Source organism: Clostridium sp. (assembly GCF_036643715.1).
Lineage (GTDB): Bacteria > Bacillota > Clostridia > Clostridiales > Clostridiaceae > Clostridium.
Genome location: NZ_JAVXRL010000016.1, coordinates 46,822 through 53,160 on the forward strand (window position 1 = coordinate 46,822; position 6,339 = coordinate 53,160).

A 6,339-nucleotide genomic window follows, 5' to 3' on the forward strand; every position below is an offset into this window, starting at 1 on the left:
CCATATATTTACTTATAACCAAATTCACCACTCCAAATTTTACATTTATGGTATAATATCTTAAAAAAGGGGGATTACAAATGAAATATAACAAACTAAATGCAGATGCAAAAAAATGCATGCGAATAAGTGCTTTACTTTCACTTTTAATAACGTCAATCATTTTAATGACTTTACGTATTATTCTAAGAAATACAATTCCAAATGAACTTATTAAATTTATTGACATATCCATAATAGGCATAATTGCTTTATTACTACTTAACCTATTATTTATGCCAAACTTAAGATATAAAAGATATCGATACATAATAACCGATGATAAGATTGAAATAATTGAAGGAGCTATTTTTATAGAAAAAGTAATTATTCCTATAGAGAGAATTCATCAAATATCAGTAAATCAAGGCCCTATAGATAGAATATATAAACTTGCAAAAGTTACTATATCTACTGCTGGAAGTACTGCTAATATTAGCTTTTTAGACATAAAAGAAGCGGATATAATAAGCGATAAGTTAAAAGATAAGATAAATGAATTAGTTATAAAAGGCCGTAATTTAAAGGAGGTCCAAAATGGATAAACCTTTTAGATCTCATATATCAATAATACTTAGAAGTAGTTTTGGATTTTTTGGTTTTATATTTATTTTTTTATTCAATTTTGTATCTCAATACTTTAATGATATAGACTTTAATTCTATAGATAGTATTAATACACTTATAACAGATAACATTAAAACAGGATTACTTATTGCTTTAGGTTTCTTACTTATAATTTCAATAAGAATTTTTATAAATTTTCTTATATGGCGAAAAACTTATATGTATCTTGATAATACTGATTTTGTTTATGAAAGAAGTACATTTTTCAAATCCAAAAGAACATTCCCATTAAAAAATATTGCTTCTGTAAATATAAATCAAAATATTTTCCAAAGAATAATTGGAACTGCATCTTTAAAGTTTGACTTAAATTCAAGCTTATTATCTAATACTAATAACGTTCATATAGTTCTAAATAAGAATGTTTGCCTAGAATTAGAAAATTTAATATTAACTAAAATAGGTGAAATTAAAGGTGAAAATATACATAATGTAAAGGAAAAAGATGATATATCACATACATCTCTTATTGATTTTTCACGTTTTGATGTAATAACACATAGCATATTTAACCTTCCTACATACTCAATATTTTTCACTATATGTGTTGTATTGCCATTTATCTTTGAAATTTTTGATAGATCAAGCAATGAATCATTTTCTTCTTTAATACCATTCATTATCCTTGTTGTTATATTCCAAGGATGTTCAATTATTTTAAAAGTATTATGATTTTAAAGTTAATAGAAATTCAGATATTATTTACTTAAGTTATGGATTATTTAATAAAAAAAATTACTCTTTTTCAATAAATAAAGTAAATGCAATTATTATTAAACGTTCATTGCTATGTAAATTATTCAACATGTATTCTCTTCAAGGAATGGTTGCTGGATTATCTGATGAACAAAGCGAATCACCTTGTTTATCTTTATGTGTAAAGAAGGATGAATTAGATATGATACTAGCTAAAATATTGCCTGAGTTTAAAAATGAAGGGAATTTAGTACGTGCTCCTAAAAATTCATTCTACATTAGATTAGTTTATTTTATACTTGTTTTAATTCCGTCTATTGCATTAATGTTCATAAATAATTATGCCTTTATTCTTATACCAGTATTAATACTTTTCTTATTATATTGTTATTTTGTATTTAAGTTTAATACTGTAATTATAGGTGATAGTTTATTTACTTTTTCTAAAGGAGCTTTTGATACTTCAGTTACTACTATTCCATATAAGAATATACAATTAGTATCTATTAAAAGTAGCCCTTTAAAGAACTTATTTAAATTTAAAACTGGTAGTTTTTCATGTATATCAGACAGTTTTAACTTCGTACAACATATAGGATCATTTGAAGAATGTACTTTTAACTCTTTAACTGACAAGCTTTTTTAAAAATAGAGAACCTATTTAATTTGTAGGTTCTCTATTTTTTAGTTCATAATATAATCTTTTTCTTTTTCACTTAAATTACCTAAATATATATTGTTAAGTTTTAGACTTAACTTCTTATATGCTTTTTTAATATCATCTAAACTTGTAAATTCTGTTTCCATTTTATATTTTGGAAAATATCTTGATATATGAAGTGGCATATCTTTATCAACCTTTTCAATAAAGTTTGCAAGTTCATCTAAAAATTCTTCATTCGTATTTTCTTCTGGTACTAGAAGCGTTGTAACTTCAACATGAATTCCAAGCTCTTTTGCAATTTCTATTGTTTTCTTAACAGGATACATCCTTCCTGTACAAAGCCTTTTATAATAACAATCATCACCTTTTAAATCTATATTCATTGCATCAACAAATGGTAGTAACTTCCTTAAAGGTTCTTCATTAATATATCCGTTAGTTACAATAACAACTTTCTTATCTTTATTCATCTCTTTAATAAGCTTTGATGTATCATATACAAATTCATACCATACAGTAGGTTCATTATAAGTGAATGCTACTCCTAAATTATTATTCTTTTCACATACTATGTTTGCAAGTTCTAGTGAAGTTATTCCTTGAGTATCTGGTCTTTCTTGGGATATGTCATAATTTTGGCAAAATGAACAAGTAAAATTACATCCATATGATCCAATTGATAATATTTTACTTCCTTTATGAAATTCACTTAATGGTTTCTTTTCAATAGGATCAATCTGCGCACTTGTAAAATCCCCATAATTTAAAGTATAAAGCTTTAAATCTCCAAACATGGTGCTAGCTTTTCTTACTTTGCAAAGTCCAACTTCCTCATCTTTAATTAAGCATCTGTGAGGACATAAAGAACATCTTACCATTCCATTTTCTATATTATAAAATTGTGCTTCTCTCAAAACTACTGTTCACCTTCCTTATATCTAGTAACTTTAAACCTTTCTAGTTTATAATCTTCAAAAGGTGATATATTTCCCTTATCCATAGCAATTTCAACTTGAGTTTTAGCATCATCTATTCCTTCTAAATTTGGAAGTAACAAGCCCCTTTTACCTTGACTACTTACGATTACCCCATAATTTTTAGGATCTAAATCTTCTAAGCTACATTTTTCCGCCTTATCTAATATATCAACTGAAATACTGCATTCTAACAATTCCTCTTCTCTTAACCTAGGAAAACGTGGATCATTAAAGGCAGCACTTAATGAGTTTTTTATTATTTCAACACCAATACATTCAGTTGTTGGTGTTATTGTTCCGATGCATCCTCTTAATATTCCCTTTATCTTAAGAGATACAAATACACCTCTTCTTTCTTTTAATAATTTCTCATCTTTAATATCACTTACTCTTAGTGAAATCCCACTCTTAAAGTAATTATCTAAATTACTTCTTGCAAGTTTAGTATATGGATTACCTTCTTTAAGTTTATTTCTATGTTCTTCTTCTTTATTCCATATTAGCGTGTTATAAAGTGACTCTGAATTTGAAGTGTTAAATCTTATAGCAGCATAGCCTACTCCAAAAGGGCCTTCATAACTTAATATATCTCCCTTAATTTCTTTTTCATCTAATGTTCCCATAAGAATGTATAGTGATCTTAGTCCACACTCTGAAGCTTCCATAATTAGATTTTCATCCATATTAAATAATTCACTAACATTACCTTTTTCTAAAATATTTAAAAGTGACTTATCAAACTTCTTTGCATATTCACTGTATTCATAAGGTCCTCCCTCTTTTAACTTGTGGGAAAGATCTCCTGATGCAATTATTACTGCCCTTTCATTATTTTCATCAATACTCTTTTTAATTTGCATTCCAAATTTATATAGTTCAAGTGGAGTAAGCATTCCATAAGTTATATGAACAATTCTATATTCCTTTTCTTTTAATACATAGTAAAGTGGTACCAGTGCTCCATGATCTAATTCAAGCTTAATATTATATAACTCTTCCCTATCTTTTGTAAGCTCTATAACTGGTATATTTGATTCATTGCAATTATCTATAATTTTTCTTGTAAGATTTTTATTTATTTCTAAATCATAAGCAACGTCAAAAGCTCCAAATTTACCTAAATCACCTTTAATTCTATCCTCATAAGCTATGCATACTCCATCTCTAAAAACATTGCCATGAGGCGTAATTATTACTATTGTATCTATATCTTTTTTAAATATTTCTTCACCAATCTTATTGCATGCATTTATTGTATTTATTATTTCCTTTTCTTTACCGCATCCAATCTCAGGTATCATAATTGGAGGATGTGGCATTAAGTAATACCCTTTCATTTCATATTCCCTCTTTCTAGTGTAATAATATTTTTTTATGTAACTAGTAATAGTATTCTCAAATTTACTATTAAGTATAATAAAGAGTCTAATTTTTGAATTATGCTATAAAAAAAAGATGACTTAAAACAGTCATCTTTTCATAATTCTTACTCGTCCGCTAATTTTCTACCAAAAATCATTTCAAATAATTCTGATGATTTTTCTTCATTTAACTGAACATATTTACCTTTATTTTCAGCACTAATTTCTATTTTATCTTTCTTTGGACTTATCCATATATCATAAATTAATTCATCCTCATTGTTATCATTCTTCAAATGAACTTTATATTTAGGATGTTGTACCATATCAACCTTAGCATCTTCCCATTTAATACCGTCCATTGTGTCCTTAACCTTTTGAACTTCCTTAGTGTCATTGATTTCACCTATTGCTTCATAGTTAGTTGTTTCTGCTATTAATTTTTCCATAACTATCTTATTATTAGTCCCACTTGAACAACCTACCATTAGGACTAACAATATTGAGCTAACTAAAATTAAAACTTTATTTATTTTCAACTTACCACCCCACTTATATTTTTAATATACTTATTTAAAATATAGTTAATTCTTATTTTAATTATAACCTTTTCCAAATAAATGTAAATAAAAAAATAGGTAGTTAGAATAATTAATTCTAAATTACCTATTTAATATTTAGTTCATTGTATTAGTCTTATGTCCGCACACTGGGCATTTATAATATTTTTTGCCATACTGATTATTATCATATGCATAATCATATTCTTCCATATCTTCACCACATACTGGACACTTCATTTTTTCTTTTTTCATAAACTTCTATTCACCTCTTAATGTCTTGTACATTTTTTACAACCATTATACTACTTGAATATATTATCATATATCTTATTTAGTAGTATTTCTTCATTAATTTTATTTTCATTATTACTTATTTCAAGTAATTTATTATTTGACTTAATAATATAATTATCATTTTTATTTTTATAACATTTCATGCTGCTTGGTAAATCTGTTTTAATTTCACTATATTTTATATTATTTTCATTAGCATTATCTATTATTTTTTTGAAATCATAATTAACTGCCCACTCATATTTACTTTCAAATAATTCATAAAATAAATCTAAATTATTATTAGTTTCACTATAAAATAATGTTGATGCTAACACTCCATTATTTTCACTTGCATAAGTACTATCCTCACCACTTGATTTAATATTAAAATCACTTAGTTCTAAAGGATACTTTGTATCTTTTAGCTCATTATAAGTACCGATATAACTATAGATTATTAATGGTACATTTATTAAAATTACTATAAATGCAACTTTATGAATTTGCTCTCTTACCTTTGCACTAATAGGAGATGTCTCTAATATTGCCTCTCCCCTTTCTATCCTAATTTTTGACTTAATATACCAAATAATAAAATTTATTAGCCCTATAACTTCATAAATCATAAGTAAAGTGATTCCAATTAACAGTACAACGTTAACATTGTTAGCTAAAAAACTAGCATTATAATTGGATTTTATAATAACATATTGAGTCAATAATACTATTACTGGAGTAAGCAAATATAATAGTATATTTGTAATTGAAGCCTTACATATAATATTAAATTTCTCTTTCTCATCAGTATGTATCGGAACTCTTTCTCTTTCGTCATCACTACAGTAAATTTGTAATTTGTCTCTCTCACAAACAAAAGTCCATCCTGCCGTGATGCAATACTCCCTATATTCTAATGCAATGTCACTATTCTTTCCCTCTAATACTGATACTTTACTAACTACATCTACTGAATACTTTATCTTTTTAGGAACTATTTTTTTGAACTTTAAAAATACACCCATTATGTTCTGTAACTTCCATCCCTTTAATGCCATACTCTCTAAATATTTTTCTAAATTTTTATATTCGTATGGCAATAAATTAAATATAACCCATTTACAATCCCCTATTCTCAT

The 6,339-nt window shown here is 26.1% G+C and carries 8 protein-coding genes and 1 pseudogene; 4 read left to right on the top strand and 5 right to left on the bottom strand.

Translation table 11 applies throughout. The features are described from left to right. Positions 1 to 80 precede the first annotated feature (80 nt). From RSF37_RS06595 to RSF37_RS06605, 4 genes and pseudogenes are all read left to right on the top strand, one after another. Positions 81 to 584 carry a PH domain-containing protein gene (locus RSF37_RS06595; RefSeq protein ID WP_332563610.1) on the top strand — a complete coding sequence of 168 codons (504 nt, stop codon included), beginning with the start codon at positions 81 to 83 and terminating at the stop codon, positions 582 to 584. Further along, complete coding sequence (locus tag RSF37_RS06600) at positions 577 to 1,338, top strand: PH domain-containing protein (protein ID WP_332563611.1); 762 nt, start codon at positions 577 to 579, stop codon at positions 1,336 to 1,338. Before RSF37_RS06595 ends, RSF37_RS06600 begins: the two co-directional genes overlap by 8 nt. A gap of 28 nt (positions 1,339 to 1,366) precedes the next feature. After that, positions 1,367 to 1,444, top strand: a pseudogene (locus RSF37_RS14775) (hypothetical protein); the annotation flags it as partial. 27 nt (positions 1,445 to 1,471) lie between these two features. Next, a complete protein-coding gene (locus RSF37_RS06605; protein ID WP_332563612.1) occupies positions 1,472 to 2,008 on the top strand; it encodes a hypothetical protein in 537 nt (178 codons plus the stop codon). 38 nt (positions 2,009 to 2,046) lie between these two features. Here the strand turns inward: RSF37_RS06605 and amrS are convergent, their stop codons facing one another. The 5 genes from amrS to RSF37_RS06630 all read right to left on the bottom strand — a co-directional run. After that, positions 2,047 to 2,940, bottom strand: a complete 894-nt coding sequence (gene amrS / locus RSF37_RS06610; RefSeq protein WP_332563613.1) for an AmmeMemoRadiSam system radical SAM enzyme — start codon at positions 2,938 to 2,940, stop codon at positions 2,047 to 2,049. A 2-nt stretch (positions 2,941 to 2,942) separates the two neighbouring features. After that, entirely contained in the window at positions 2,943 to 4,340 is a 1,398-nt protein-coding gene (amrA, locus tag RSF37_RS06615; protein WP_332563614.1) for an AmmeMemoRadiSam system protein A, read from the bottom strand. A 149-nt stretch (positions 4,341 to 4,489) separates the two neighbouring features. After that, complete coding sequence (locus tag RSF37_RS06620; RefSeq protein ID WP_332563615.1) at positions 4,490 to 4,903, bottom strand: hypothetical protein; 414 nt, start codon at positions 4,901 to 4,903, stop codon at positions 4,490 to 4,492. 138 nt (positions 4,904 to 5,041) lie between these two features. Next, complete coding sequence (locus tag RSF37_RS06625; protein ID WP_332563616.1) at positions 5,042 to 5,179, bottom strand: hypothetical protein; 138 nt, start codon at positions 5,177 to 5,179, stop codon at positions 5,042 to 5,044. Between the two features lie 50 nt (positions 5,180 to 5,229). Continuing rightward, positions 5,230 to 6,339, bottom strand: a 1,110-nt coding sequence (locus tag RSF37_RS06630; RefSeq protein ID WP_332563617.1) for a DUF2812 domain-containing protein, incomplete at its 5' end; no start/stop codon positions are given.

Coding starts and splice junctions, on each gene's coding strand:
- RSF37_RS06605 (WP_332563612.1), top strand. CDS start 1,472: ATGTATTCTCTTCAAGGAATGGTTGCTGGATTATCTGATGAACAAAGC.
- RSF37_RS06600 (WP_332563611.1), top strand. CDS start 577: ATGGATAAACCTTTTAGATCTCATATATCAATAATACTTAGAAGTAGT.
- amrA (WP_332563614.1), bottom strand. CDS start 4,340: ATGAAAGGGTATTACTTAATGCCACATCCTCCAATTATGATACCTGAG.
- RSF37_RS06625 (WP_332563616.1), bottom strand. CDS start 5,179: ATGAAAAAAGAAAAAATGAAGTGTCCAGTATGTGGTGAAGATATGGAA.
- RSF37_RS06595 (WP_332563610.1), top strand. CDS start 81: ATGAAATATAACAAACTAAATGCAGATGCAAAAAAATGCATGCGAATA.